Raw genomic sequence first — 25188 nt, 5'->3', positions numbered from 1 at the left:
TATTGAAAACAGGAGGCGGTTTTTATGCTGTATATTGAGAAAGATGATCCTCGTGAAGCACCAGAGTCTGGTGATAAAAAACCTGATCCGGATAAAAAATAGAAGAGTCTAAAGGCCACGCTGTGTGGCCTTTTATATTTTATAGTCAATGAGTTGTGACTTTGTCGTGAGCGGGCGTCTTACGTTTTTCTGAGGGTGAGCCTGTCTGCGCCATTTAGCTGATTCGGGCATCTATAATCAGATACATTTGCGCGGGAAAATAAACGGCATATTGATGCCATTACCGTAAGCCATTTTCTGTATTGCTCCGGGGCAATTTTACCGCTTCGTTTTGTAACGTTTGGTCATACTCTTTTTTAGAGCGACAATGTTTTTTTCACTACGATTTTTTCACAACAAACAGACAGACGGAATATTCCCGGCTTTGCCACTCGGTTTAGCAAAGACTCTTTTTAACTGCCATAACAGATACGCCACCCATGGCTTTAGTGAGGCGCGTTATTCATCAGGATAAGACGTAACGCATTTTACCAAAACGGGAGTGCGCGTACATGACTGGTCTGAGGAAGCAAAATGAGCCTGCAAAAATGTACCGTCATTTACGACGGCAAGGCCCTTGTCGGCCCGGCGGACATGCCGCTTATCGATTTTCTTGATGCCTGCCATATCACCTTGCCCCACGTCTGCTATCACCAGGCGCTGGAGCCGCTGCAAACCTGCGATGTTTGCTGGGTTGAACAGGAGGGGACGCTGGTCAGAGGCTGTACGTTGCGCAGCCAGGACGGGATGGTCATCAATAGCGCCGACCAACACGCGCGTGCCGCCAGAGAGGAGGGAATGGATCGCCTGCTGGCAAAGCATGAACTCTATTGCACCGTCTGCGAACACAATACCGGTGACTGTACGCTGCATAACACCATGGTGGACATGCATATCCCTATCCAGCGTTACCCTTTCGAGCGCAAGCCTTATGTGAAAGACGAATCCAATCCGTTTTACACCTACGACCCCGATCAATGCATCCTGTGCGGGCGCTGCGTGGAGGCCTGCCAGAACGTTGAAGTCAACGAGACGCTGAGCATCGATTACACGATGGAACATCCACGCGTGTTATGGGACGGCGGTAACCGCATCGCGGGCTCAAGCTGTGTCAGTTGCGGTCACTGCGTCACGGTCTGCCCGTGTAACGCGCTGCTCGAAAAAACCATGCAGCCCGATGCCGGTCCGTTCACCTCAATGCGCCAGTCCCTGAAACGTCCGCTGATTGATGTTATCAAAACGCTGGAGAATGCCACCGGGGCAGAAATTATTTCCGGCATTTCAGTTATTGATACCCATCTGCGACAGCCGGAGATCAAACGCACCAAGACGGTCTGTACTTACTGCGGCGTGGGGTGCAGTTTCGAAATGTGGACCCGCGACCGGCATCTCCTTAAAGTGCAGCCGGTGGTTGATGCGCCGGTGAATGGCATTTCGACCTGTGTGAAGGGCAAGTTCGCGTGGGATTTCATCAATAGCCCGGAACGCCTGACCACGCCGCTTATCCGCGAAAATGACCGTTTTCGCCCGGCAAGTTGGGAGGAGGCGCTCACCCTCGTCGCGCAACGCCTGCTGGCTATCCGTGATGAAACAGGGGCGGACAGCATTGGCTTTATAGGCTCCAGTAAAGGCAGCAATGAAGAGGCTTACCTGACGCAAAAAATCGCGCGACTGATCATCGGCACGAACAGTGTCGACAACTCATCGCGCTATTGCCAGAACCCGGCGACCGAGGGGCTTTTTCGCACGGTAGGTTATGGCGGCGATGCAGGCACGATACACGACCTGGAACAGGCGGAACTGATTGTGATTGTGGGCAGCAACACGGCAGAGAACCACCCGGTTATTGCCTCGAAACTGAAATCCGCCCGCAAACACCGTGGTCAAAAATTGCTGGTTGTCGATCCGCGCCGTCATGAGATGGCAGAACGCGCCGATCTGCATTTGCGTATCCACCCTGGCACCGACCTGGTATGGGCATCCGCGATGTCACGCTACATGTTTGACCATGGTTATGCCGACGAGGCGTTTCTTGCCGCACGCGTGAATGACGTGGAAGCGTATCGCCATTCGCTGGCCCCGTTTACCCTGGACTATGCCGCGCAAATGACCGGTATCCAGGAAAACACGCTGCGCGAAGCGGCGGAACTGATCGGCCAGGCGGGAAGCATGTGCATCCTGTGGGCGATGGGGATAACGCAACACAGTCATGGCGCCGATACCAGTACGGCGTTGTCCAACCTGCTGCTGGTGACCGGTAACTATGCCCGCCCCGGAACGGGGGGCTACCCCATGCGTGGTCACAACAACGTACAGGGGGCCAGTGATTTCGGCTGCCTGAAAAATTTCTATCCGGGGTACGAATCGGTCAGCGACCCGCAGGTGCGCGAGAAGTGGGCGCGGGCATGGGGCGTGGCACCAGAAAAACTCTCACTCGACGTGGGTGAGGACAATTTTATGATGGTCAAGCTGGCGGCCAGCGATCAACTTCGCGCGATGTATGTTATCGGTGAGGAGACCGCCTTTTCTGACGCGGACACAACCAATGTGCATCAGGGCTTTACGGAGCTCGATTTCCTGGTGGTGCAGGATCTCTTTCTCAGCCGCACGGCGCAGTTTGCCGATGTGGTATTGCCGGGGTGCCCGAGCGTGGAAAAAGAGGGCACCTACGTCAATACCGAGCGACGCATCCAGCGGTTTTATCCGGTGATGCCGCCGCTCGGCGACAGCCGACCGGACTGGCTTATCCTCACGCAACTGGCCGCGAAAATGGGGTATGGCTGGGGTTATACCCATCCGGGGCAGATCATGGACGAAGTGGCAAAGATTGCCGAAAGTTTTGCCGGGGTCAGCTACGCGCGTCTGGAAGGCTGGAAATCACAGATTTGGCCGGTGAGCCCTGAGGGCGTCAGTACGCTATTACTTTACACCGAGCGCTTTAAATTCCCCGACGGACGTGCCCGTCTTTATCCCCTGAGCTGGCAGCCGCCTGCGGAAGAGGTTGACGCTGAATTTGACCTTATCCTGAACAATGGCCGCATGCTTGAACACTTCCAGTCGACCAACCAGAGCGGCAGAGGAGGGCGGACGATCAGCCTCTCGCCGGAATGGTATGTGGAGGTGAGCCCCGAACTGGCGGCAGGACGCAGCCTGAATGACGGCGACTGGGTGAGGCTGAGCTCGCGCAGGGGAACGCTTGATGTCCCGATTGTCGTGACGGATCGGGTGCAGGGTAACGTGCTTTTCATCTCTATCCATCAGGGCAAGCCGGGGATTAATCAACTGACCGGCGAACATCACGATCCGGCGGTGAATACGCCTGCCTATAAAGAAATCGCCGTTCAGTTGCAGCCGCTGCAACGGTCTGCACACCCTGGCCCCTTACCCGCACATAATTTCCGCCACGGTAAACGCACCCCCATTAACAAAGTGCCCGTGGAGGAGAAATGGCGTCGTGATGATTATGACGAGCCACCGGCGCATGAACCACATCCGGAGAGATTCTGATGGCGAAATCGATAGAGTATCAGCCGGAACCGGCAAAAATCGGGCCGGACGCCCGCGACGAACTGGAACGTCTGCTGGAGACCCTGCACCAGCATGGTGTATTGCGTTTAGTCAACGATCTGGTGGCAGCGAATAACGAGGTCGCGCAGGTTCTGGTGAAGGGGCTGCAACGGGAAGGCACACTCAATGTTATCCAGAATGTGTCGGTCATTGTTCTGGCGCTCTCCTCTCTACCGCCGGATCGGGTCTATAAACTGGCTTTTGGCCTGCGGGATATGGCGGATGCGCTGAGCCAGCCTGAACAGACCCGGGAGCAAAAGGCGCCCGGCGTACAGGGGGTCTGGAAAATGTTGCAGGATGACGACCTGTGGCGCTCGTTGCAGCCTGTTCTTAACGGGCTTAAGGCCTTTTCCCGCCGGATGGAGGAGCAGGTCGATAAGCCCATCTCTTCATATACCGGCAAACCCAGCGACGCCTAGCATGAGCCCGGAAACCGCACTGCTGCTGGCACGTGGTCAGTTTGCGTTTACCATCGGTTTTCATATTGTGCTGGCCGCCTTTACCCTTGGGCTGGCGCAATTTTTGATGGTACTTGAAGGCCTGTGGCTCTGGCGAAAGCAGCAGGTCTGGCTGAGCCTGTGGCGCTACTGGAGCAAAATATTTGCCCTGAATGTGGCGGTTGGCGTGGTGACGGGTGTGGTGATGGAGTTTTCCTTCGGCACCAACTGGAGCGGGCTTGCCAGCCGCACGGGGGCCGTGCTGGGCCCGATGCTCTATATGGAAGTGCTGGTGGCCTTTTTCCTTGAGGCCGGATTTATGGGGGTTATGCTATTCGGGATGGGCAAGGTACGCCCGTGGGTCCACTTTATGGCGACCTCTATTGTGGCGCTGGGATCGTTTTTCAGCGCCTTCTGGATCCTCGCGGCAAATTCATGGATGCAGACACCGGATGGTTTTGCGATAGGTGCAGAGGGGCGTTTTGAGCCTGTCGACTGGTGGGCGGCTATCATCAACCCTTCGTTTCCGTGGCGGATGGCGCATATGGTCGCGGCCGCCATGCTCGGCACCGCCTGCCTGGTGGCGGCCTGCGGTGCGTGGCATTTGCTGCGCGATGCACGCCATCCGGCAGCACGCCATATGTTTTCTCTCGCCATGTGGATGCTGGTCGTAATGGCCCCCCTGCAAATCGTATTGGGCGATCTGCACAGTGAAAACACGCGCGATCACCAGCCGGTGAAGCTGGCGGCTATCGAAGGCAACTGGAACCCGCCGCCGCCGGGCGAGGGCGAACCGATGCGCCTGTTTGCCATACCGGATATGGCGGCCCGCCGCAACCACTATGAGGTGGCGATACCGGATGTGGGTTCCCTGTACCTGCGCCACAATTTGCAGGGAACAATTCATAGCCTCAATCAGTACCCCCAGGATACGTTGCCCTGGGTTCCTCTGGTCTTCTGGTCGTTTCGGGTGATGGTTGGGTTGGGGCTGCTGATGACCTTTGCCGGGGTTGCCGGCCTGGTGGTGCGCCTGCGCCGCCGTCTGTTTCATGCTCGCTGGCTGCTTCGCCTGATGGTGCTGATGGCCCCGGCGGGGTTTGTCGCCATGCTGGCCGGGTGGGTGGTGACCGAAGCCGGGCGACAGCCGTGGACTGTGTACGGTCTGCTGCGCACGGCTGAGAGCGCCTCGCCCGTATCGCCATCGCTGGTGCTGGGTTCTCTGGTATGTATTGTGACGGTCTATCTCGCGCTATTTGGGCTTGGGCTGTGGTTTTTGCTGCGCATTTTGTCACGCCCGCCGCAACGGGACGAAGAAGGGGCAATGCCGGATGTTGCCAGGCGTACAGGGCAGGGGGGCGCAGAATGAGTGAACTTCTGGGGCTTCCCTGGTTACAGACCCTCTCCGCTGCGGCGCTGGCGGGGAGCCTGTGGGTCTATGTTTTACTCGATGGCGCCGATTTAGGTACGGGCATGTTATGCGCATTCCAGCGCGATGCCGACGCCCGCCATCAGCTTAACCTCTCCTTATTGCCCGTATGGGATGGTAATGAAACCTGGCTGGTGCTGGCGGCAGGGGGCCTGCTGGGGCTGTTTCCGCTGGCCTATGCGATTATTCTTAGCGCGCTCTATGTGCCGGTCTTTATGATGCTGCTGGCGCTTGTGGCGCGCGGCATGGCCATTGAATACCGGCACTATGCGCCACGCCTCTTCGACACGATGCTGGTGGGCGGTTCATTACTGGCAAGTCTCTCTCAGGGCGTCATCGTTGGCAGTCTGATTATGGGGATCCCCAACGACGGTCAACAGTTTACCGGGACGGGGTGGGAATGGCTGAGCCCTTTCCCCCTCTTTTGCAGCATTGCCCTGATTACGGGCTACTGCCTGATGGGGGCGGGATGGCTGAACTGGCGTTGTACGGGCAGTCTGGAATACCGGGCAAGGCGCGCTATTCCCTGGCTTAGCGCCCTGACGCTGGTTCTTGTGACCGGGTTACTGGTCTGGACCTTTTTTCTTCATGAGACCTGGCGGCAGCATCTTCTGAACCCCTGGCTGTGGGGGCCGCTGTTAACCATTGCGGCTGCCGGGCTTGCGGTGCTGTGGATTGGTCTTTCAGGGCACTATACGTTCTTGCCGATGGCGGCCATTCAGATACTGGTCAGTTGTGCGTTCGCGGCGCTGGCCTTTACGTTGTTCCCTTTTATTGTGCCCGTGAATCTCCTGATTCAACAGGCGGCGGCACCGGTGAAGACGCAACAGTTTCTTCTCCTCTGCTTTGGCCTGCTGGCACCGATAACCTTAGCCTATAACACCTGGGTCTTTCGCGTATTTAGCGGCAAGCTACATTAGCTGCCCGCCAATAAAGAACAGACATTTTCGCCATGATGAATAAATAGGCTGATTATTTCAAAATATATTCCGCTGCGCTTGTTGTTTTTATTTTATTGTCTACGGAGAGGAACAATGAATGGAAACTTAATTTTTGTTCTATCCTTTATATTCTTAATGGGTAAATAAGATGGAGCGTAATCGATGCAGCCTTAATAAAAGGCGGCAGATAATTCAGATTAATACCTGACATTTACCGTTCTGTTTATTCAAAGCCGTTAATCAGGAGACGCGCCTATGAAAGCACTCGCCTATCATGGACCTCATAACGTTAAAGTGGATACGATGCCCGACCCTGGTCTTGAGGCCCCGGATGATATTATCCTGCGTGTAACCGCAACGGCTATTTGCGGCTCAGATTTGCACCTCTATCACGGTAAAATCCCGGGCACCCATCATGGTGATATTTTTGGTCATGAATTTATGGGCGAAGTGGTTGAAGCGGGCCCGGAAGTCAAAAATGTCAGTAAAGGGGACCGTGTTGTTATCCCGTTTGTGATTGCCTGCGGCGACTGTTTTTTTTGCCGACTGCAGCAATACTCCGCCTGCGAAAACACCAACAGCGGGAAGGGCGCCGCACTGAACCGTAAGAGCATTACGCCGCCCGCGGCCCTGTTTGGCTACAGTGACCTCTATGGTGGTATTCCTGGCGGACAGGCGGAGTATGTTCGCGTCCCGAAAGCTAACACCGGGCCGTTTAAAGTCCCCGCACATTTGCCGGATGAAAAAGTGCTTTTCCTCTCCGATATCCTGCCAACGGCCTGGCAGGCTGTGAAAAACGCGGAGATAAAAAAGGGGTCAAGCGTGGCCATCTATGGCGCCGGACCGGTAGGATTATTGACGGCGGCATGTGCGCGACTGAATGGGGCCGAGCAGATTTTTATCATTGATCACAATGATTATCGGCTGGCGTATGCCCAACAACGCTATGGCGCCATTCCCATTAATTTCGATAAGAATGATGATCCCGCCGCCTGGATCATTGAAAACACGGCGGGTCACCGTGGTGTCGATGCGGTGATCGATGCGGTTGGCTTTGAAGCGAAAGGTAGCCTGACCGAGACCGTCATGAGCAACCTCAAAATTGAAGGCAGTAGCGGCAAGGTCCTCCGGCAAGCCATCGCAGCCGTGCGCCGTGGCGGTATTGTCAGCGTCCCTGGCGTCTATGCGGGATTTATCCACGGATTTATGTTTGGCGATGCCTTTGATAAAGGGCTGACCTTCAAAATGGGGCAAACCCACGTCCATGCTTTCCTGCCTGATTTACTTGAACTTATCGACCAGGGGCATCTTTCCCCGGAAGAGATTGTGACTCACCATCTTCCCCTTGAAGAGGCGGCGCGGGGATATGAAATCTTCGATAAGCGCCAGGAGGAGTGCCGTAAGGTTATTCTGGTGCCGGGCCTGAGCGCGGAGAAAGCAACCCTTTGATGGCAAACGGCGGTCGCCTGTGCAACCGCCGTTTGCCAGTTGAATGACAGGAGGAAAATAATGACAACACCCGCTTTATCTATCGCCAACGAACTGGGGCGCTTGCTCACTGAAAAGAAGTTACGATTGACGACGGCCGAATCCTGCACCGGTGGGTTAATCGCCTCAGCGCTCTGTGCTTCTGACGATACGCCCTCGTTTTATGGCTGTGGCTTTATCACCTATACGGATGGCGCGAAAATCACGGTGCTGGGCGTCAAAGAAGAGACAATTTCAGCCCATACCGCGGTGAGTGAACAGACGGTGAAGGAGATGGTTTCCGGCGCTATCGCCCATTCCGGAGCGGATGTCAGCCTGGCCGTCAGCGGTTATGCCGGGCCGGATGGCGGTGAAGATGGCACACCGGCCGGGACGGTCTGGTTTGCCTGGCAACTTCCTGACAATGTTGTTGTTGCCAAAGTAAAACGATTTGAAGGTGACAGTGAATCAGTTATAAAGCAGGCGACAAGTTATTCTTTAGGCACCTTAATAATGCTATTAACGGATGAGCAGTAAGCGCTTCTCTTTCGTCAGGTATGCAGACCTGCCATCGTCATCAATAATTTAATCAGTGTGCTGGCGATAAATAATGCCAGCACACTGCCAAACCACAGTGAAATAAACCACATCACTTTTTTCACTGCGCCGCTTTGTTTGCTATTCATCAATGATAACCCTCCCCGTGCTCAATTTTTCCGCGAAACACATAATAGCTCCAGAAGGTATAGACAAGGATGACGGGAATAATCAGTAGCGCCCCCACCAACATGAATCCCTGACTTTGCGGCGGTGATGCCGCCTGCCATAGCGAAATATCAGGCGGAATAATATTTGGCCATATACTGATGCCGAGTCCGCTAAAACCCAGGAAAATTAACCCCAGGGTCAATATAAAAGGCAGGGTATGGTGTTGCGGGTTATGTAAGGTACGCCATAACCCCACGCTTAAAATCAGTACCAGCAACGGAACGGGCGCAAAAAACCAGAGGTTAGGGAAGCTGAACCAGCGCGTCGCGATTGCCTCGTGGGTGAGCGGTGTCCAGAGACTGACAATCGCCATGGCCAGCAGTAAACCGAGAAGTAATGTCCTTGCGGCCACCCGCATTTTTTGCTGCAACGCGCCCGCGCTTTTCATCACCAGCCAGCTTGCACCAAGCAAGCCATAGGTAATCACCAGTCCAAGACCGCAAAACAGGTTGAATGCCGTAAGCCAGTCCAGCGCGCCGCCGCTAAAGGTGCGACCCGTGACGGTAAAACCATTGATCACCGCGCCAACGACTACTCCCTGCGTAAAGGTGGCAAGTAAAGATCCTGCGAGAAAGGCTTTGTCCCAAAAGGGCTTATGGTGGGGTGTCGCTTTAAAGCGAAACTCAAAGGCCACGCCGCGAAAAATAAGGCCGATGAGCATCAGCGTCAGGGGAATAGCCAGGGCGTCGGTGATCACCGCGTAGGCGAGGGGGAATGCCCCAAACAGACCGGCGCCACCCAGCACCAGCCAGGTTTCATTGCCATCCCAGACCGGTGCGACGCTATTGACCATGATGTCCCGTTCCCCCTCGTCCGTGATCAGGGGAAAAAGAATGCCAATGCCAAGATCAAAGCCGTCCATCACGATATACATCAGCGTGGCAAAGACAATAATGACAAACCAGATAAGCGATAAGTCGATACCCATTATTTTCTCTCCCCGGTCTGTAAGCTTTCGCCTGCCACAGAGAGCGGGCGTGCAGGCCTGCCGTCGGTGGGGTGCTCATCCCACGGCTGCGGGCCTTTTTTAATCAGGCGTGCGATATAGCCATATCCCACACCGAAGACGGAAGTGTAGACGATAATAAATGTCGCCAGACTCAGGCTCATCTGCAATGTACTGTGTAACGAGACGGCGTCAATCGTACGCAGGAGGCCATAGACAACCCAGGGCTGGCGGCCTGATTCCGTTGTCACCCATCCGGCAAGCAGGGCGACAAGACCAGCCGGACCCATCCACAGCGAGAAATGCAGAAAGGGCCTTGAGGTATACAAGCGGTGTCGGTATCGCAGCCACAGCGACAGAATACCCAGCGCTATCATCAGCAGCCCCATCCCGACCATCAGGCGGAAAGACCAGAAAACAATAGTGGAGTTTGGCCTGTCAGCCTTCGGGAAGTCTTTTAGCGCCGGAACCTGGTCATGCAAGGAGTGAGTCAGAATCAGGCTGCCCAGCGCGGGAATGGCAACGGCGTAACGTGTGCGCTCTTCCTCCATATCCGGCAGGCCGAAAAGTAATAAAGGAGTGGCTTCGCCTGGCGGGTTTTCCCAGTGTCCTTCAATGGCGGCTATTTTGGCCGGCTGATGCTCAAGGGTGTTGAGCCCATGCATATCGCCCACAAAGGCCTGCACAGGGGCGACGACCAGCGCCATCCACATCGCCATTGATAACATCTTTCTGATGGCGGGGGTGTCATTGCCACGCAATAAGTGCCAGGCCGCAGAGGCACCGACAAAGAGGGCGCTACTTAAAAAGGCGGCAATCGTCATATGCAGTAAACGGTAAGGGAAAGAGGGATTGAAGATAACCTTAAACCAGTCGGTGGGCACTACCTGACCATTTACAATCGAAAACCCTTGTGGCGTGTGCATCCAGCTATTGGAGGCCAGGATCCAAAAGGTGGACATCAGCGTGCCGAGCGCCACCATACAGGTCGCGAAGAAGTGCAGACCGGGGCCTACCTTATTCCAGCCAAAGAGCATCACCCCTAAAAACCCGGCCTCAAGGAAAAAGGCCGTTAATACTTCATAGGTCAGCAAGGGGCCGGTAATACTCCCGGCAAATTGCGAGAAGCCGCTCCAGTTGGTTCCGAACTGATAGGCCATGACCAGACCGGACACCACCCCCATCCCAAAGTTAACCGCAAAGATTTTTAACCAGAAATGATACAAGGCGCGCCAGTCAGGGTTTTTGGTCTTTAACCATAACCCCTCCAGCACCACGAGATAGCTGGCAAGCCCAATCGTGATAGCCGGAAAGAGAATATGAAAAGAGACCGTAAAAGCGAATTGTATTCTTGCCAGATGAAAGGCATCTAATTCAAACATCACGATCCCCTTATCAAAAAAACACCCCTTGGCTAAGGGGTGAATAACACAGGCATGCGACTGCTGATGTTATTTGGGTTGTGGTTCCCCATTTCCGAGTTCGGCACCGGTTAGGGGGTCGACAGAAGGGTCGGATTGGGTACGTTTAGCCATGGCTTTCACCAGTGCCTGCTGCTCTTTGCTGAGCGTGACAGAGGCTAAACCATCGCCACCGTCAACGGCAGGCTGCGGATCGGCAACGTACTCAAAGTTTTCATCACTATTCCAACTGCCACGCGGGTCATCCCCTTCGGACATGTTGTAATAGACGTTGGTGTATTGTTCGATAGGCGGCAATTTGCCCGGCGGGAAATTATTGCGAATCGAATAGAGCGCTTTCTCAAAGGAGAGCATGTGCGCGGCTTCACGGGTCATTAAGAAGCTCAGCGCGTCTTTCACACCCGGATCATCAGTGACGTTAATCAGGCGCTCATAGATAATTTTAGCACGTGCTTCGGCCGCGATATTCGAACGCAGATCTGCCGTCACTTCACCAATGGTGTCAATATACGCCGCCGTCCAGGGATAACCCGCAGAGTTCGTTAAAGCCGGGCCGCCGCCGTAAAGCAGGGAGGTGACATGGCTGTCATTCCCGTTCTGGGTTAACGAACGGTAAAGCTCTGCTTCGTTCTCCGTCCCCTCTGCAAGCTCGCCCTTAGCGCCTTTATTGAGCATTCCCACGAGCGAGCCGATGATTTCCAGGTGGCTCAGTTCTTCGGTAGCGATGTCCATCAGCATCTCTTTGCGACCGACATCATCATCCCCCAGCCCCTGGGTAAAATAACGGCAGGCTGCGGCTAATTCGCCTTGCGGGCCACCGAACTGCTCCAGTAAAAGGTTGGCGAGACCGGGATTCGGCTCACTGACGCGAACGGTATATTGCAACTGTTTAACGTGTCGAAACATAGTCTCTCCTGATGTGTCGTGTTATTTTTTCGCTTCTACGCCGTCGGCGGCGTCACGCAGTAAAAATTGTTCGGTCACATCCGGCAGATGCTTAAGTGCCCAATCGGCCATGGCCTCTTCCTGGGCGAGGATTTGCTCAAAGGTCGCAACGCTTGCGGTATCGCCCACCTTTTTGGCCGCGCTGATTAATGAGGTATAACAGGCGATTTCGAACTGCTCGAAAACGTAGCTGCTAATTGCGCCTTTTACGATCTCATCAGAGGCGAACATGCCGCCCGCGGCCTGACCCATTGCGCTCATTTTACTGGTGGCATCTTTCATGATGGAGCGGTTGATGCCGTTGCGATCAAGCACCTCTTCAAGGAGGGTGATCTGCCCCTGAGTCTCCGTCAGGTGTTGTTCAATTCGCGCACGCAGATCCGGATAATTATCGATACGCTTGCTCATGGCGCTGAGCATTGACTCGGCCTGTTTTTCCATCGCGTGGGCATCGCGCAACCAGTCGTGATAATTCTCTTGTGGGGTCATGTTCTTTTCCTTTCATCGTCGTCATTTTTACTTACCAGTAAGTGAAATTAAGCGAATACATTACGAGGGCATCTATTTGCCTTCGGCTTTTTTATTAATCGATGAGGTGGCAATTTTTGTGAGAAGATTATCGGTGGTTTTTTCTTCTTCAAGCGTCGCGGAAAGCAGGTCATAGGCTTTTTTAAGCCCTAACTGGCTTGCCAGCGTACAGAGCGTGCCGTAAGAAGCAATTTCGTAATGTTCAACTTTTTGCGCAGCGGCAATAAGCCCGGTATCACGAACACTGCCTTTTTCTGTGGCTTCGATAACTTCATTTGCTTCGTCAATAAGCCCTTCCATCGCATGACACTTCATTCGCTTGAGCTTGATATTCGGTTCGGCTTCAATGAGCTGGTCGAGACGCTCAATTTGCCCCTGCGTTTCTTCATAATGTTTTTTAAACGCATCAGCGAGTTCAGCATTCGACGATTCGCGGGCAAGTTTCGATAATGCACGAGTGAGCTGCTTTTCTGCACTGTAAATATCAGACAGGCCATGGATAAAGAAATCAGTCAGTGAATTGATCTGCATAAATATTACCCTCGAGGTCAGCGAAAATAATAGCGAGCCGAAACCGACTCGCTATCTGTATCGCTATTAAACCAAACGTGAAATTTAATAAATCGGTGAAAAATTAGTTACCCGATTTGCGGCCGCCGCCATGGCTTTGTTGACCGCCTTTTTTACCTGCTTCAGAGGCGCGTTGCGGATCATTTTTAAAATTACCGCCGCTATGTTGACCACCTTTACGACCTGCTTCGGATGCTTTTTCACGATTTTCTGCGAAATTACCAGAACCGCCACGATGTTCAGCCATGTTATTTCTCCAGTTTCGTTGTTTAAATAAAACGACATATTTTGCATCTCATGTCGTCGGTGTTCGTATTCAAAACTAGCCGAGTACTGAAATTAGTCAAAGCGAAGCGGGAAACTTATTATCGAATGAAAATTAACCTGCTGGTTTTATTTTAAGCGATAGTGGTATTTATCATATATCTTTTCAAATAAGGGGGTTAAGTCAATGTTCAATGCAAAATCATTAATAACGGGCGTTACTATCTATTAAAACCAGGGATCCAGGTGACTTTTCTTGACATTAATTGACATTTCTCGCCTGTTTTTTGTCTGCGATTGATAACGTATTTTAATCATTTTAAGACTTATCTCAGTAGAGGGGGTGCCCAATAAATTACTGATAAATGACAAAGATACCTCTTTAGGGGTGGTTCATATCCTGCTCCGCAAAGTAAGCGAAACAGCAGAATTGGGTACGATCGCTAATAGAGGCACACAACCGCAGATGCAGAGGGATTTCCCCTGCATCTGGTGGTAATGACATGTTCCTTATGCTGATTAAGCAGGAAACTTACTAGCTGGTCGCATTCGGACAGTGCCTGAACCGGTCAGTAAGAGATAAATAAATGCGTGATGAGGCGCTAATCTGGTCCGGTATGCAATAAAACCAGGCCGTTACAGAATAATAAGGAGAAAGGGGGTGAGAAGAACGCTGAAAACCTGTTGCTTTTATTCTTCTTCATTGGATAGCTTACGATTGGCTAAACATCTCACCAGACGTAACTGCCAGGGGGCAAGACGAAGCGGTATATCATCGTTGTCAGAGTAATGAATAGTGATGATATCGGGTGATTTAACGGCAGTATTATCTGCGCTTACCGTTTCACCCTGTGGTGGCGTATCTTTTGCAGGCATGAAAAGCCCTCTTGTTTTTTACGATTTGGTTGCGTGTACATTGCAGTATCAGAGTCAATGACTTCATATTATAAATTCCTTGTTTGCAGAGGGTTAAGTGTGATCGGTAAAGTCGTCAGTAAGCTTCTAAAAAAAGTAAACGAGCCGTTGCCGACTCGTTTATTGACGCTCAATGAATATTAAGCGTGGTGATAAAATAAACACTATTTTTTATCACCGCTGTGGCTGTTCTGGCCACCTTTTTTACCGGCTTCAGAAGCACGTTCAGGGTCATTTTTAAAATTACCCCCCACTGTGCTGTCCGCCTTTTTTCCCTGCTTCTGATGCTTTCTCACGGTCTTCTGCGAAATTACCTGAGCCGCCTCTATGTTCCGCCATTCTATATCTCCCGTATGGGTTTTTGATATAATCGATACGACAACAAATACCGTATCAATCGCGTTCAGGAATTAACTCTAGCTGTTCGCGTAAATTCGTCAAAGCGCAGCGCAGAAACATTTTGTCGCAAAGAGAGGAGGGTAATTTATTTGATTTCTAAAAATAAAAAGTTGCAGCAAAAATAAAACATTATTGAATCAATAGAGTTGGCGAGAAATTTAATTCCGGAATTTTCATTACATCCGTTATTTGTTGTGGGATGTTGCTGTTTTTTTCTGCCATTAAAGCTGCATATATACAAATCTTTACAAATGTTGTGCGCACAAATTCTACGCTCAGTAAGAACTGTGTATTAAATCGATGGCTTATTGAATATGCCATTCTGCGTTTTTGACGTGTTACGCCTTTTTAGTACGCCGTGGCTGAGTGTGACATCGGAACATAAGAAGTTGATTTTGCGTGAAAGGGCGAATGTCAGATGACGTGAGTCGCTTATCAACATGAGGAGACGAATATGCATTCCGAACATCAAGACTGTATCGATGCCTGTTATCAGTGTGCCATCGCCTGCGAGCATTGTGCCGCAAGCTGTCTGAACGAAGACGACCTTGCGATGATGCGAAATTGCATCAAGCTGGATGTGCAGTGTTCCGCGCTGTGTCGCCTGGCAGCTCAATTTATGACGCTGGAAAGCGATCATATTATGCCGCTTTGCCGTATTTGCGTGGATGTTTGCAGAGCCTGTGCGGAAGAGTGTGGCAGGCATCAGCACGCGCATTGCCAGCAATGCGCACAGGCCTGTCGGGCCTGTGCGCAAGCGTGCCTGCAAATGGTCGCCTGAGATCCCGATATTAAGTTATTCAGGAACTGTGCCTTCCCCTTGTTGGGAAGGCCATTTCCAGTTTTGCACCTCAGGAAGATCCTCACCATATTCCCGAACATATTGATGGTGCGCGGCAATCTTCTGTTGTAACGCCTCCAGAATATCCTCCACATTTCCCTGCAAAGACGGTATGCGCAAAAGTGCCTCCTGGGCCAGATGGAAACGGTCGAGCCCGTTAAGCACCGTCATATCAAAGGGTGTCGTGGTGGTACCTTCTTCCATAAAGCCGCGAACATGGAAATTTTGATGGTTGTTACGCAGGTAAGTGAGGCGGTGAATCAGACTTGGATAGCCGTGAAAAGCGAAGATAACCGGTTTATCACGCGTAAAAATCGCATCAAAAGCCTCTTCACTCAGACCATGCGGGTGTTGCTCCTGCGTCTGTAGCGCCATTAAGTCCACCACATTCACCACCTGGATACGCAGTTCTGGCAGATAGCTACGCAGAAGGTCGACGGCAGCAAGTGTTTCCATTGTCGGCACATCGCCCGCACAGGCCATCACCACATCCGGCGCTTCGCCTTCCGATACCGTACCAGCCCAGTACCAGATGCCCATCCCGGCGGCACAGTGTTTTGCCGCACCATCCAGCGTCAGCCACTGCGGGGCGGGCTGTTTTCCGGCCACAATGACATTAATGCGATCCCAGGTTTGCAGGCAGTGCCCGGCTACGCACAGTAACGTATTGGCATCCGGCGGCAGATAAATACGGACAATCTCGGCTTTCTTGTTGGCGACATGATCGAGAAAGCCCGGATCCTGATGGCTGTAACCGTTATGGTCCTGTCGCCAGACATGGGAAGAGAGCAGGTAGTTGAGGGAGGATATCGGCGCGCGCCAGGGCAGATGGCGCGACACCTTCAACCATTTGGCATGCTGATTGAACATGGAGTCGACAATATGAATAAAGGCTTCATAGCAATTGAACAGACCGTGACGTCCGGTCAGCAGATACCCCTCAAGCCACCCCTGACACTGATGTTCGCTGAGGATTTCCATGACCCGGCCATCGGGCGCAAGTTGCTCATCATACGATTTAAGCGGTTCCAGCCATGTGCGGCTGGTGACGTCAAAAACACGGCTTAGCCGGTTCGATGCGGTCTCATCCGGGCCGAACAGGCGAAAATTATCCGGGTTACGCTGAAAAATACCTGCAAGCCACGCTCCCAGTGCGGCGGTGGATTCTGCCTGGCTATCGCCCGGTGAGGTGACCTCTACGGCGTACGGTGCCAGCTCAGGTATAATCAGGTCTTTGCGCAGCCGACCGCCATTCGCCCAGGGCGAGGCTCCCATCCGTTTATCCCCTGTCGGGGCAAGGGCACGCAGTTCTGGATGCAGGCGTCCCTGCTCATCAAAGAGATCGTCGGGATGGTAGCTGCGCATCCAGTGTTCCAGGATGTGTCGGTGTTCTTCATTTTCGCGGCACGATGAAACCGGAACCTGATGCGCGCGCCAGAAATTCTCCACTTTTTTACCGTCAACCGTTTGTGGACCGGTCCATCCTTTGGGGCTGCGAAGGATAATCAGCGGCCAGCGCGGCACGGACGCTGCGGCACTGCCGCTTCGCGCCGCGTGTTGGTAATCACGAATGGTATCCAGCGCGTCGTCCAGCACTTGTGCCATTTGGTGGTGCATGATTTTTGGCTCGTGGCCGCTAACCAACAGCGGTTCGTAACCATAGCCACGGAATAACTGGCGCAGGTCTTCATCGCTGGCGCGACCGAGAATGGTCGGGTTAGCAATTTTATAGCCATTGAGATGCAGTATGGGTAGAACCGCGCCATCGCGGGCGGCATTGAGAAATTTAATACCGTGCCAGCTTGAGGCGAGTGGCCCGGTTTCTGCTTCACCGTCACCAATGACACAGGCGGCAATCAGCGTTGGGTTATCGAAAACGGCACCGAAAGCATGGGAAAGCGAATAACCCAGTTCGCCCCCTTCGTTAATGGAACCGGGCGTTTCCGGTGCCGCATGGCTGGGGATACCGCCGGGGAAGGAAAACTGGCGAAACAGCTTTTTCATGCCTTCGCCATCGGGGGTAACGTCGGGGTAGATTTCGCTGTAGGTGCCTTCAAGCCAGGTATTGGCCACCATACCTGGCCCGCCGTGTCCGGGGCCGCACACATACAGCATATCGAGATCGCGCTGACGAATGGCACGGTTCAGGTGGGCATAAATAAAGTTCAGACCCGGCGTGGTTCCCCAGTGTCCCAACAGGCGGGGTTTGATGTGTTCTGGTTTGAGGGGCTCGCGTAAGAGCGGATTGTCCATCAGGTAGATTTGCCCGACGGAGAGATAATTGGCAGCTCGCCAGTAACGGTCAAGCAAGGTGAGATCATGGTCAGTAAGTGAGTTTATCTGGGTCATGCAGTTCTCCATGCAAGGGGTTATGCGTGCCACGCAGATTCAGACGCAGTACAGGCCAAGTATAGACAGGGGGATTTTGGCGACGGCATCACGCCGCAAGGATGGAAACATCCGCACCGATGTGCGGATTTGAACGAGGAGAGCTAGCGGTGAGGAAGTTTCGGCTTAAAAGCGGTCAGACGATACTCTGAAAGCCCATCTGCTGAATGGCCTGGTCGCCGGTATTAAGCTGCTGTTGTACCGCATCGATATCTTTTTTCACGTCGCGGTCATCTTTGTCTTCATCACGCATTTTGCTTTTGATCATCGACAACAATGAGCGCAGTTCACGCACGACATCTTTTAATAGCTGCGCATCTTTATGCCGCGAGTCGCTCTCCTGCAACTGTTCACGGATACCACCAGAAAGCGATTGCGTGAGGCCAGCGCTATCACTGGTTTCGCTGTCATCACTCGCTAACTTGTGGTTTTCCTGGTCGTCGTCGGAGGCGTGTTCAGCGGCCACAGCGTCAGTTTTGCTCCCGGCATTGCCGTCTGCCAGGGACTGAATCGCACTGTACGCCGCCGTACCGCTGTTTGTTGTGTCGACGCTATTGCTTGTACTGGCGCTGTCACTTTGCCCGAGTTGCGATGCCGCCTGACCCATCTGGGCCGAGAGTTGTTTGAGCTGTTTAAGGACGTAAGCAGAGGCATTGCCAAAACGCATCAGCAAGGCCTTAAGACGCTCAATTTCTCGCTTTATCGCTTCCAGTTTGGCGCGCGCGTCGGCTTTGCGTGAGGCGGCGCTGAACTCATTCAACCGGTTAACGGCTTCAAGGTCGTTCTGCAGGTTGTTGTAGTAATCTTTCGCCTGTTGGCTTAACGAGACCGTGCTATCCACGGTGGCCGTTGCCTGCTGTGGCAGCGCGGACACTGGATTTTGTTCGCGGTTTCGGGACGTCGTGTCCGATGTCGCGGTGGATAACGAAAAGCTGGCATTACCTGTGAGGGTTGGTCGTAGCATGCGTATCACTCCGGAGGTCCATTCTTTCTATTAACGGCACGCTTTGCGGAATGCTTTAACACTATTCACACCCTCTCAGGGCGTTGCGCCAGAAGAGGATGCGAAAAGGCGGGGAGTCAGGGTTGTGGCGGAAACTGACCTAACTGCATGAACAGTCCGAGCCAGTCCTCCATATGCCAGGTGGCCGTAATACGCTCACCGTTAAGCTGATGCATCTCATGCAGGCGAATGCTCACTTTTTTACCCGTCGCGGCAATCCCCATAAAGGTGCCTTTATGCGTACCGGTTATCTCGGCGCGCACGGCAATCTGTCCCGGTACCTGGATGACGTCATGAATAACGATACGAACATCCGGGAACGCCGCGGTAAACATCGCTATGATTGGCTTGAGTCCTTCCGGTCCTGGCTGCTGGCCGGGCGCTAACGGGATATCGGACCAGTCTGCGGTAACGGCCTCATTAACTAAATCCGGCTGTTGCAGGCTAAAGGCCTGGTAGAGCGTTTCGACGGCTTTACGTTCTGTCAAAAGGCGATGGGCGATTTCTTCATGGTCTGACATGGTTTTACCTCTGGCTGGGACGCTTTTTGGGGAAATGCTTTAATGTGCCGCCAGTATCCCATCGGCAGGTGGTATAAATGAAATAGATAACAGATATAGAGGAATATTCGTTCTATGGATTTTAGAGGGCTTGATCTGAATCTGCTGGTGGCCTTTGATGCGCTGATGGAAGAGCAGAATGTCACCCGCGCGGCTATTCGGGCCTCGGTGAGCCAGCCTGCGATGAGCGCGGCACTGTCGCGCCTGCGAACCCATTTTGCCGACCCGCTCTTTATTCGCAGCGCCTCTGGTCTGGTGCCGACGGCCAGGGCGAAGGAGATTGCGGTCCATGTGACGAAAGCGCTGCAGGAGCTGACAAACCTGCTGACGCCGGATGACGCCTTCACGCCGCAGGAGAAAAAAATCGCCTTTACGCTGGGGATGTCTGAGTACCCAACGCTGGTGTTGCTGCCGGGTATTATGCGCGCTATCAGCCAGCAGGCGCCTGGGGTGACGATCCATGTGCATACGTTTGTTGATCGTGATGAAGCGGTGTCGATGCTGGATGCCGGCAAAGTTGATCTGGTCATCGGCATCGCGCCTACCCAGTCAGAAAGCCGCATCCTCTCACAGCCGCTTTTCAGCGATGAGTTTGTCACCCTGGTGCGGCGTGACAGCGATGCGGCACGCGATGGCATGACGCTCGAAACCTATCTCAGCATGGGGCACATCCTTGTCTCCCCGGAGGGGAGCTATTATGGCCTTGTAGACGAGTGGCTCAGGGCCAAAGGGTTACGCCGGGAGATCCGCCTGACCTTACCGGTCATGGTTGCTGTGTCCTCCATTGTTCAGCAGACCCATTATGTCGCGACGGTGCTCAGGCGTAGCGTGCTCGCCAGCGAGCAGAGCAGGGACGTGGTAATGCTGACGCCGCCCGTTGGGCTGCCCGCCATTGAGTTCAATTTGCTCTGGCACCGCCGTTCCGACGGGGGGAGCGCGCAAAAGTGGCTGCGTAAGCTGATATGCGCCTGTACCAGCGAACTGATGTAACAAAAGGGGGATTACCCCCAGTCCAGTCCGCGCGGTGAGCTGGAAAAACCGATCTCCCGCAGCAGGGTAAAGAACGGCATCTGGCGTACAGGCGTGTCGTTAATCTCTTCCAGCGTGAAGTGCAGACGCGACTCCCGGCGCAGCGCAACCGCCAGCGCACGGAAGACCTGCCCGGCGATGGCCTCGTCATCGTCCATCCAGACAATCATTTTTTTGCCGCCCTGAGCAAGGTAGAGGCGCAGTATGCCCCCGGCAATCACAATCAGCGCGCCATTGCGGCGAGTCGGCACCAGTGAGGAAGCATGGGATGGCCACGGCAGTTGCGTACCGAAGGGGTTCGCCGGATCGCTGGCAGACAGCGCGACAGGCGTGAAGACGGCTTTCTCAGGTTGTGTCGTCGACAGCTCGCGCAGACGGTCAATGGTCAGCCGTTCGGCAAATTGCGTGCCGCCCATCCCGTCTACAAAACGCCCGCGCAGAATACGCCCGGCATCTTCCATATTGCGATAGACGGTCTGCATTGCCGGAAAACCGCCAGGCAGGTTCTCCATCATCACCGCCCGTCGGCTGACTATGCCGTAGCGGTCGAGCATATTGTCTGCCAGCGCAAGTAACCATTCGGTGTCACTGAGTTTATCGGCGAGCAACAACGACCAGCGCCCGGCAAGCGTCGGCGTACTGAACGACATATGCACCGCCCTGGCCGGGTGGGGCGCCAGCGCCGGACGCCCGCGTCGGCTTCGAACGCGACGCTGAGATGACGGGCGGGACGTGCTCCCCGCGCGGGATAATGCGCGCAGAGGCGACCATATATCGGTGGTGATATACCCCAGCCAGACCAGCCCCCACAGCGCTTCATGCAGGGCATCCGGTGTCAGCGTCTCATCGCCTGGGGCGCGGTGCGAATCAATAAGCGCGCTAAGCTGATGGGCGAACCAGGCTCCGCCGTTGGCAAGTGCCGCCAGAATGTCCCGCTGTAGCGGAGAGAGAACCGCGCTGTCTGCGTGCGGCACGCTCAGGGTTTCCGCTGCATACTCCTGGATATGCAGGGCGACCAGCCCGTCATCATCACCGAGTTTTTTCTGCCCGGACCAGATCACTTCGCCCGTTGAAAGCAGTTCATCAAGCATCTCCGGGGCGTAGTCCCGCACGCGCGCGGGTAAAATCTGGCTTTCCCATAGCGTAGCCGGTAAGCCCAGCCCGGCCAGTTGCTCGATAACGCGCAGGACGCCGTCAACGCCTTCAAACACGCCGCCGGATAAGTTGCTATGAAACGCCGGGCTGCCATCAGACCCGGCAAGCAACCCCTGGCGCTCCAGCAGCAGGCGGGTAAAAGCCGTCGCCGGGACCGGACGTGTCGCTTCGCGGGCCGCCTGCAGCGAGCGGATACGCAGGCGACGGAAAATCTCTTCGCCCACCCAGTCTGAGGCGGAGCGCGCGTCTGGCTGTGCGGGTTTCCCGGCGCGCAGGCGCATCACTTTGCCCTGGTCGCGCAATTTTTCCAGCGCCTCTTGCGCCACGGCGACGCCAAGGCCGAAGGCGTGGGCGATCTGCTGGACGGTAAACAACGTGTGGGTCTGAACATAGCGCAAAAATAAGTCAGCGAGCGGGGTCGCCACCGGATTAAGCCAGATGTCGGGCAGAGCCGCAGGCAACCGCACCCCCAACGCATCCCGAAGGCGTGCGGCATCGTCCATAGAGGCGATGCGCTGGCTTTCGCCAATCGTGACCACAAAGGCGCGCCGTTCCGCCAGCAGTTCCTCCAGCCAGAGGTTAACCGCATCGCGGCTCTCCCGGTGGCGCGCGGCGAGATCGTCTGGACTCATCGGGCCCAGTTCGCGCAGCAGGTCAAAAAGGCCTTCTTTGCCACGGGCTTTGCGATCGGGGGTCAGACGCTGCAACTCATCGTCGATCTGTCGAATGACCAACGGATCGAGCAGTTCACCGGGATCGGCCTGGCCCAGCAAGTTACCCAGCAGTTCGCTATCCAGAGACAATACAGAGGCCCGGCGTTCGGCGAGCGGGGCATCGGACTCATACATAAATTCTGCCACATAGCCAAAGAGCAGGCTGGCGGCGAAAGGCGACGGGGTGGTTGTAGTCACCCCGGAAATCTGCACTTCCCCGGTGTTCAGGCGGCGCATCAGCCTGTCCAGCGCGGGCAGGTCGTACACGTCCTGCAGACACTCGCGTACGGTTTCCAGCAAGATGGGGAAATCCGCATAGCCGCGTGCGATCTCCAGCAACTGACCCGCACGCAGGCGCTGTTGCCAGAGGGGGGAGCGACGGCCAGGTGTGCGCCCAGGCATAAGCAATGCGCGCGCGGCGCACTCGCGAAAACGGGCGGCAAATAACGCAGAGTTGCCCACCGCATCCCGGACAAGTCGGCCTAATTTTTCGGGTTCGAAAAGAAATACGTCGGCGTCCGGCGTTTTTCCCTCGGTATCCGGTAGCCTGGCGACGATACCGTCATCACTGGCGACAATGGAGGCGTCTGCCCCCCATAACGCGTGAAGACGTCCGGCGATCGCCAGCGCCCAGGGCTCATGTACCCGACGGCCATACGGCGAATGCAGGATGACGCGCCAGTCGCCCATTTCATCGCGACAGCGCTCCAGCACCAGATGTCGGCTGCCCGGAATGATCCCCGTGGCGCTGCGTTGCTCCTCAATGAGCCCTTTGATGTTGGCAAGCGCGTTTTCATTGTGGCTTAACCCCGGCAAGGCGAGCGCGTTGGGTGAGGTGAGAAATGCCTCGTCGGCAAGGGCATGCATAAAATCGCCGATCAGTTCGCCGAGTTCGGCGGGACGCCCATTCCCTTCGCCGCGCCAGAACGGCAGCCTGGCGGAGCGACCGGGGGCCGGGGTCACTATCACCTGGTCGTGAGTGATTTGCTGGATGCGCCAGGAGGTGGCCCCCAGGGTGATGATGTCATTGACGCGTGACTCGTAGACCATCTCTTCATCAAGCTCGCCCACCCGCCGGGCACCAGGCTGTTCCTCCCCTTCCGGGAGCAGGACGCTGAACATTCCCCGGTCAGGGATGGTGCCGCCGCTGGTTACCGCCAGCAGATGCGCGCCGGGGCGGGCGGTGAGTTGACCGCTCTCCCGCTGCCAGATAATCCGTGGCCGGAAAGCAGAGAAATCACCGGAAGGATAGCGTCCCGCCAGCATATCGAGCGTGGCGTCAAAGACATCCCGTGGCAGCTCTTTCCACGGCGCTGCGCGACAAACGGTGGCATACCAGTCATCCACGTTCAGCGCATCCATGGCAACGGCGGCGACAGTTTGCTGGGCCAGCACATCAAGGGGATTTCGCGGCGGGGTCAGGGTCTCAAGTTTACCCGCCAGCATACAGTCGACCACGACCGTGGAATCAATCAGCTCACGCCGGGTGCGTGGATAGAAAAGGGCTTTCGATATACCGCCCACCTGATGTCCGGCGCGGCCGATACGCTGTAAGCCGCTGGCAACGGAAAGGGGGGAGGCAATCTGAATCACAAGGTCCACTGCCCCCATATCAATTCCCAGTTCGAGGCTTGATGTGGCGACCACGCAGCGCAATTCCCCGGATTTCAGCGCCTGTTCCGTGATGGCCCTTTGTTCTTTTGACACGGAGCCATGATGCGAACGGGCGATAAACACCTGCCCGGTTTGTGCACGGTTGGATGTCGCCCCCGAGGACGAAACAAAGTGCGCTGAGTCGCTTTGTTCTTCGGGCGCTTCTGCCATGCGTGAGGCATAGAGTTCATTGAGCCGGGCAGTCAGTTTTTCCGCAAGACCACGGGAGTTGGTAAACACAATGGTCGAGTTGTGGCTGAGTACCTGGTCGAGGATACCGGATTCGATATGCGGCCAGATGGAGCCTTCTCTGCCCGCGTGGCTGATTTCCCCGGTTCCGGCGCTGGTGGAGAGGACGTCATCGAGATTGGCAACGGGCACCACAATACGAATATCCGGATGGCGAAGGGCCGGTGGGTTGACCACGGTAACCGGACGATCGCCCCCCAGAAACTGCGCAACATCGCCCGGTGAACGCACCGTCGCGGACAGGCCAATACGCTGGGCTGGTCTGGCAAGCAGGGCATCCAACCGCTCCAGGCTGAGGGCCAGATGCGCGCCACGTTTGTTGCCCGCCACCGCATGGACTTCATCGACGATAACCGTTTCGACACCGCGCAATGTTTCGCGTGCCCTGGAGGTGAGCATCAGGTAGAGCGACTCCGGCGTGGTGATGAGGATATCAGGAGGATGGCGCACAAGCGTTGCCCGCTCCTGAGAAGAGGTGTCGCCTGTGCGCATCGCCACGCGGATTGCTACTTCCGGCGCACCGCGTTTTTTTCGCTGTTCGCTGATGCCCTGTAACGGGATCTGTAAGTTGCGCTGAATGTCGCTGCCCAGGGCTTTTATCGGCGAGATATAGAGAATGCGCGTGGTTTTTTTTCTCTCGACCGCCTCCTCAGCGGGGGCGTCACCTTCACGATAAAGTTGGTCCAGGGCGTAGAGAAAGGCCGCCAGCGTTTTCCCTGAACCGGTAGGCGCGATGGCGAGCACATGTTCCCCGGCATTGGTTGCCGCCCATGTCTGCGCCTGTACCGGCGTGGGGTGCTGAAACGCGCAGACAAACCAGTCGCGGGTGGCGGGCGAAAAGATCTCAGCCAGTACGGAGGATAAAATGGTTTTCTTTGACATCTTTCCTGCTCCCTGTGATGTCTGCCGCGGCCGGAATAGTAATTAGGGTAGAAGGATAAGTGTAACGCAGACGCCGGGGGTT

21 protein-coding genes and 1 pseudogene are annotated in these 25188 nt (G+C 54.9%); 9 read left to right on the top strand and 13 right to left on the bottom strand.

All coding sequences use genetic code 11. From position 1 onward, the window contains the following. Positions 1-24 precede the first annotated feature (24 nt). From ABU190_RS06440 to ABU190_RS06410, 7 genes are all read left to right on the top strand, one after another. Entirely contained in the window at positions 25-102 is a 78-nt protein-coding gene (locus tag ABU190_RS06440) for a hypothetical protein (protein WP_223878803.1), read from the top strand. Positions 103-573: 471 nt separating this feature from the next. After that, positions 574-3546, top strand: coding sequence for a formate dehydrogenase subunit alpha (gene fdhF / locus ABU190_RS06435; RefSeq protein ID WP_354690758.1), 2973 nt, complete (start codon positions 574-576; stop codon positions 3544-3546). Further along, positions 3546-4025 carry a DUF1641 domain-containing protein gene (locus ABU190_RS06430; RefSeq protein WP_354690757.1) on the top strand — a complete coding sequence of 160 codons (480 nt, stop codon included), beginning with the start codon at positions 3546-3548 and terminating at the stop codon, positions 4023-4025. The genes fdhF and ABU190_RS06430 overlap by 1 nt, the downstream gene beginning before the upstream one ends. 1 nt (position 4026) lies before the next feature. Continuing rightward, positions 4027-5409: a cytochrome ubiquinol oxidase subunit I gene (locus tag ABU190_RS06425; protein WP_354690756.1), complete on the top strand. Its 1383-nt coding sequence runs from the start codon at positions 4027-4029 to the stop codon at positions 5407-5409. Further along, the gene (locus ABU190_RS06420) at positions 5406-6389 is read left to right on the top strand and encodes a cytochrome d ubiquinol oxidase subunit II (protein WP_354690755.1); all 984 of its coding nucleotides are present in this window, start codon (positions 5406-5408) and stop codon (positions 6387-6389) included. The genes ABU190_RS06425 and ABU190_RS06420 overlap by 4 nt, the downstream gene beginning before the upstream one ends. A gap of 276 nt (positions 6390-6665) precedes the next feature. Then, the gene (locus ABU190_RS06415; RefSeq protein ID WP_354690754.1) at positions 6666-7859 is read left to right on the top strand and encodes a zinc-dependent alcohol dehydrogenase; all 1194 of its coding nucleotides are present in this window, start codon (positions 6666-6668) and stop codon (positions 7857-7859) included. Between the two features lie 60 nt (positions 7860-7919). Beyond that, positions 7920-8414 (top strand): 2-oxo-tetronate isomerase, encoded by a 495-nt coding sequence (locus tag ABU190_RS06410; RefSeq protein WP_354690753.1) that lies wholly within the window; start codon positions 7920-7922, stop codon positions 8412-8414. Between the two features lie 14 nt (positions 8415-8428). On the opposite strand, the gene ABU190_RS06405 is transcribed toward ABU190_RS06410, so the two are convergent. The 9 genes and pseudogenes from ABU190_RS06405 to ABU190_RS06365 form a co-directional block, all read right to left on the bottom strand. Continuing rightward, positions 8429-8563, bottom strand: coding sequence for a DUF2474 domain-containing protein (locus ABU190_RS06405; protein WP_082027085.1), 135 nt, complete (start codon positions 8561-8563; stop codon positions 8429-8431). Next, positions 8563-9573, bottom strand: coding sequence for a cytochrome d ubiquinol oxidase subunit II (gene cydB, locus ABU190_RS06400; protein WP_354690752.1), 1011 nt, complete (start codon positions 9571-9573; stop codon positions 8563-8565). The genes ABU190_RS06405 and cydB overlap by 1 nt, the downstream gene beginning before the upstream one ends. Continuing rightward, positions 9573-10973, bottom strand: a complete 1401-nt coding sequence (locus ABU190_RS06395; RefSeq protein ID WP_354690751.1) for a cytochrome ubiquinol oxidase subunit I — start codon at positions 10971-10973, stop codon at positions 9573-9575. The genes cydB and ABU190_RS06395 overlap by 1 nt, the downstream gene beginning before the upstream one ends. Positions 10974-11042: 69 nt before the next feature. Beyond that, positions 11043-11918: a manganese catalase family protein gene (locus tag ABU190_RS06390; RefSeq protein WP_039079290.1), complete on the bottom strand. Its 876-nt coding sequence runs from the start codon at positions 11916-11918 to the stop codon at positions 11043-11045. Positions 11919-11939: 21 nt separating this feature from the next. After that, complete coding sequence (locus ABU190_RS06385) at positions 11940-12446, bottom strand: DUF892 family protein (RefSeq protein ID WP_090084865.1); 507 nt, start codon at positions 12444-12446, stop codon at positions 11940-11942. Between the two features lie 72 nt (positions 12447-12518). Beyond that, entirely contained in the window at positions 12519-13016 is a 498-nt protein-coding gene (locus ABU190_RS06380) for a ferritin-like domain-containing protein (protein ID WP_354690750.1), read from the bottom strand. 103 nt (positions 13017-13119) lie between these two features. Beyond that, positions 13120-13302 (bottom strand): general stress protein, encoded by a 183-nt coding sequence (locus ABU190_RS06375; RefSeq protein ID WP_047370655.1) that lies wholly within the window; start codon positions 13300-13302, stop codon positions 13120-13122. Positions 13303-14009: 707 nt separating this feature from the next. Further along, on the bottom strand, positions 14010-14195 hold the full coding sequence (locus ABU190_RS06370; RefSeq protein WP_354690749.1) for a hypothetical protein: 186 nt from the start codon (positions 14193-14195) through the stop codon (positions 14010-14012). A 203-nt stretch (positions 14196-14398) separates the two neighbouring features. Then, positions 14399-14573: pseudogene (locus tag ABU190_RS06365) on the bottom strand (general stress protein). A gap of 514 nt (positions 14574-15087) precedes the next feature. On the opposite strand from ABU190_RS06365, the gene ABU190_RS06360 reads away from it, so the two are divergent. Continuing rightward, complete coding sequence (locus tag ABU190_RS06360; protein ID WP_039079286.1) at positions 15088-15414, top strand: four-helix bundle copper-binding protein; 327 nt, start codon at positions 15088-15090, stop codon at positions 15412-15414. Positions 15415-15429: 15 nt separating this feature from the next. Here the strand turns inward: ABU190_RS06360 and ABU190_RS06355 are convergent, their stop codons facing one another. The 3 genes from ABU190_RS06355 to ABU190_RS06345 form a co-directional block, all read right to left on the bottom strand. Further along, entirely contained in the window at positions 15430-17823 is a 2394-nt protein-coding gene (locus tag ABU190_RS06355; protein ID WP_354690748.1) for a phosphoketolase family protein, read from the bottom strand. 175 nt (positions 17824-17998) lie between these two features. Beyond that, positions 17999-18826 (bottom strand): hypothetical protein, encoded by an 828-nt coding sequence (locus ABU190_RS06350; RefSeq protein WP_354690747.1) that lies wholly within the window; start codon positions 18824-18826, stop codon positions 17999-18001. Positions 18827-18942: 116 nt separating this feature from the next. Continuing rightward, complete coding sequence (locus ABU190_RS06345) at positions 18943-19386, bottom strand: ester cyclase (protein ID WP_296433086.1); 444 nt, start codon at positions 19384-19386, stop codon at positions 18943-18945. Between the two features lie 114 nt (positions 19387-19500). Between ABU190_RS06345 and ABU190_RS06340 the strand changes: the two genes are divergently transcribed. Further along, a complete protein-coding gene (locus ABU190_RS06340) occupies positions 19501-20415 on the top strand; it encodes a LysR family transcriptional regulator (protein WP_354690746.1) in 915 nt (304 codons plus the stop codon). 11 nt (positions 20416-20426) lie between these two features. Here the strand turns inward: ABU190_RS06340 and ABU190_RS06335 are convergent, their stop codons facing one another. Further along, on the bottom strand, positions 20427-25106 hold the full coding sequence (locus ABU190_RS06335) for an ATP-dependent helicase (protein ID WP_354690745.1): 4680 nt from the start codon (positions 25104-25106) through the stop codon (positions 20427-20429). Between the last annotated feature and the right edge of the window lie 82 nt (positions 25107-25188).

This window comes from Phytobacter sp. RSE-02, assembly GCF_040578655.1.
Classification (GTDB): domain Bacteria; phylum Pseudomonadota; class Gammaproteobacteria; order Enterobacterales; family Enterobacteriaceae; genus Phytobacter; species Phytobacter diazotrophicus.
This window is presented reverse-complemented; position numbering and strand designations above follow the sequence as displayed.

Bases quoted from the DNA above. Each gene is read 5' to 3' on its own strand.
- ABU190_RS06440 (WP_223878803.1), top strand. From the start codon at position 25: ATGCTGTATATTGAGAAAGATGATCCTCGTGAAGCACCAGAGTCTGGT.
- fdhF (WP_354690758.1), top strand. From the start codon at position 574: ATGAGCCTGCAAAAATGTACCGTCATTTACGACGGCAAGGCCCTTGTC.
- ABU190_RS06430 (WP_354690757.1), top strand. From the start codon at position 3,546: ATGGCGAAATCGATAGAGTATCAGCCGGAACCGGCAAAAATCGGGCCG.
- ABU190_RS06425 (WP_354690756.1), top strand. From the start codon at position 4,027: ATGAGCCCGGAAACCGCACTGCTGCTGGCACGTGGTCAGTTTGCGTTT.
- ABU190_RS06420 (WP_354690755.1), top strand. From the start codon at position 5,406: ATGAGTGAACTTCTGGGGCTTCCCTGGTTACAGACCCTCTCCGCTGCG.
- ABU190_RS06415 (WP_354690754.1), top strand. From the start codon at position 6,666: ATGAAAGCACTCGCCTATCATGGACCTCATAACGTTAAAGTGGATACG.
- ABU190_RS06410 (WP_354690753.1), top strand. From the start codon at position 7,920: ATGACAACACCCGCTTTATCTATCGCCAACGAACTGGGGCGCTTGCTC.
- ABU190_RS06405 (WP_082027085.1), bottom strand. From the start codon at position 8,563: ATGAATAGCAAACAAAGCGGCGCAGTGAAAAAAGTGATGTGGTTTATT.
- cydB (WP_354690752.1), bottom strand. From the start codon at position 9,573: ATGGGTATCGACTTATCGCTTATCTGGTTTGTCATTATTGTCTTTGCC.
- ABU190_RS06395 (WP_354690751.1), bottom strand. From the start codon at position 10,973: ATGTTTGAATTAGATGCCTTTCATCTGGCAAGAATACAATTCGCTTTT.
- ABU190_RS06390 (WP_039079290.1), bottom strand. From the start codon at position 11,918: ATGTTTCGACACGTTAAACAGTTGCAATATACCGTTCGCGTCAGTGAG.
- ABU190_RS06385 (WP_090084865.1), bottom strand. From the start codon at position 12,446: ATGACCCCACAAGAGAATTATCACGACTGGTTGCGCGATGCCCACGCG.
- ABU190_RS06380 (WP_354690750.1), bottom strand. From the start codon at position 13,016: ATGCAGATCAATTCACTGACTGATTTCTTTATCCATGGCCTGTCTGAT.
- ABU190_RS06375 (WP_047370655.1), bottom strand. From the start codon at position 13,302: ATGGCTGAACATCGTGGCGGTTCTGGTAATTTCGCAGAAAATCGTGAA.
- ABU190_RS06370 (WP_354690749.1), bottom strand. From the start codon at position 14,195: ATGCCTGCAAAAGATACGCCACCACAGGGTGAAACGGTAAGCGCAGAT.
- ABU190_RS06360 (WP_039079286.1), top strand. From the start codon at position 15,088: ATGCATTCCGAACATCAAGACTGTATCGATGCCTGTTATCAGTGTGCC.
- ABU190_RS06355 (WP_354690748.1), bottom strand. From the start codon at position 17,823: ATGACCCAGATAAACTCACTTACTGACCATGATCTCACCTTGCTTGAC.
- ABU190_RS06350 (WP_354690747.1), bottom strand. From the start codon at position 18,826: ATGCTACGACCAACCCTCACAGGTAATGCCAGCTTTTCGTTATCCACC.
- ABU190_RS06345 (WP_296433086.1), bottom strand. From the start codon at position 19,386: ATGTCAGACCATGAAGAAATCGCCCATCGCCTTTTGACAGAACGTAAA.
- ABU190_RS06340 (WP_354690746.1), top strand. From the start codon at position 19,501: ATGGATTTTAGAGGGCTTGATCTGAATCTGCTGGTGGCCTTTGATGCG.
- ABU190_RS06335 (WP_354690745.1), bottom strand. From the start codon at position 25,106: ATGTCAAAGAAAACCATTTTATCCTCCGTACTGGCTGAGATCTTTTCG.